General features: G+C 56.1%; 2 protein-coding genes. One reads left to right on the top strand and one right to left on the bottom strand.

Going from position 1 to position 1,651, the window contains the following annotated elements:
* Positions 1–108: 108 nt before the first annotated feature.
* Positions 109–1,089 (top strand): peptide-methionine (R)-S-oxide reductase MsrB, encoded by a 981-nt coding sequence (gene msrB, locus L692_RS0112855; protein WP_025700441.1) that lies wholly within the window; start codon positions 109–111, stop codon positions 1,087–1,089.
* A 78-nt stretch (positions 1,090–1,167) separates the two neighbouring features.
* Here the strand turns inward: msrB and L692_RS28695 are convergent.
* The coding region (locus tag L692_RS28695) for a DUF4349 domain-containing protein (RefSeq protein ID WP_025700439.1) at positions 1,168–1,651 on the bottom strand (484 nt) is incomplete at its 5' end.

Genomic DNA, 1,651 nt, shown 5'->3' with positions numbered 1-1,651 from the left:
GAGCAAGGGTTCAGCCTGAAGCTTGCGGCTTGTTGGAAATCTCTATTTATATGGTTTATAATTAAATTGTGTTCTATTTAATTGCTTCATTTGACAGGAGGGACAACGATGAGTGACAACCCGACGAATCAAACAGACTCCCGCACTGAACAGGCGACCTTTGCAGGCGGCTGCTTCTGGTGCATGGTCTCCCCGTTCGAGGAACTGCCCGGCATTATCGATGTCGTCTCCGGCTATACCGGAGGGCATACGGTCAATCCGACTTACGAAGATGTCTGCTCCGAAACGACGGGACATGCCGAAGCCGTGCAAATCACGTTCGATCCGGGCATTTTTCCATACAGCAAGCTCCTGGAGCTGTTCTGGCAGCAGATTGACCCGATGGATGCCGGCGGCCAGTTCCATGACCGCGGCTCTTCCTACCGGACGGCCATCTTCTATCACAACGAGGAGCAGCGCAAGGAAGCCGAGGCATCCAGGCTCGCCACCGAGCAAAGCGGCCGTTTCGAGGGGCCGATTGTGACGCCGATTGTTCCGGCCGGGGTCTTCTATCCTGCGGAAGAATATCACCAGAACTATCACCGCAAAAACCCGGGCCATTACAAGCGCTACCGCAAAGCCTCCGGACGGGAGGCCTTTATCGAGAGCCACTGGTCCCATAAAGAGGACAAGCAAAGCCTGAAACAGCGGCTTACCCCCCTGCAATACGAAGTGACACAGAATAATGCCACGGAATCGCCTTTTCAAAATGATTACTGGGACCATCATGGAGAAGGCATTTATGTGGATATCGTGTCCGGAGAGCCGCTCTTCAGCTCCAGGGATAAATATGATTCCGGCTGCGGATGGCCCAGCTTCACCCGTCCGCTCCGCGACTATTCGGTGAAGGAGAAGACCGATCTCAGCCACATGATGATCCGAACGGAGGTGCGCAGCCGGGAGGCGGATTCGCATCTGGGCCATGTCTTTAACGACGGACCGGGACCAAGCGGTCTCCGCTATTGCATCAATTCCGCCGCGCTGCGCTTTGTTCCCAGGGAGGAGCTTGAGCAGGAAGGCTATGGCGAATACCGCTTCTTGTTTCAATAGAACGCTCTTCCTGTAAAGGAATAGAAAACGGCACAAGCCTCCGCAAAAGGGTTCTCTCTCTTACGGAGGCTTGTGCTCTTATTTGTCCCCTAGCTGTTCAGGCGCCTTCGGCTCTTCTTCTCCAGGCTCATCTTCCCCACCCGTGCGGCTCGCTTCATCCGTGCCGTAAGCGTAAGCAGCCTGATCCTTCTCTCCGCGCCGATCGGCTGCCCGAATCCCCGGTGAAGCCGCTTCCCTGCGGCGCCGTCTTAAGCGAAGGAACCAGAGCAGCAGAGCCAGGATGAGACCCGCCCCGACGAGCACCGGCAGCGCCCCGGCCAGAACGATTATAAGCCATTCGAATCCCATGGAGAGGGCGTTCAGCGTTCCGCGCAGCGCATCGGAGGCTCTGGCAAACAGCGATTGCGGCTCTTCCTTACGCGGATTTACCGTGCTCTCGTCGGGCTGGTACAGCCGCAGCTCCACCGTCGAGTACAGCACATTTTGATCGATATAGCGCATTCTTCCCTTGATCTGCTCGATCTCCTCCTGAACCTTGCCGAGCTCATTGGCAAAAGATACA

It is taken from the genome of Paenibacillus forsythiae T98 (assembly GCF_000520735.1).
Classification (GTDB): Bacteria; Bacillota; Bacilli; order Paenibacillales; family Paenibacillaceae; genus Paenibacillus_AQ; species Paenibacillus_AQ forsythiae.
Note: the sequence above shows the minus strand (reverse complement) of the source record. Positions and strands in the feature narration are given on the sequence as shown.

Bases quoted from the DNA above. Each gene is read 5' to 3' on its own strand.
- msrB (WP_025700441.1), top strand. From the start codon at position 109: ATGAGTGACAACCCGACGAATCAAACAGACTCCCGCACTGAACAGGCG.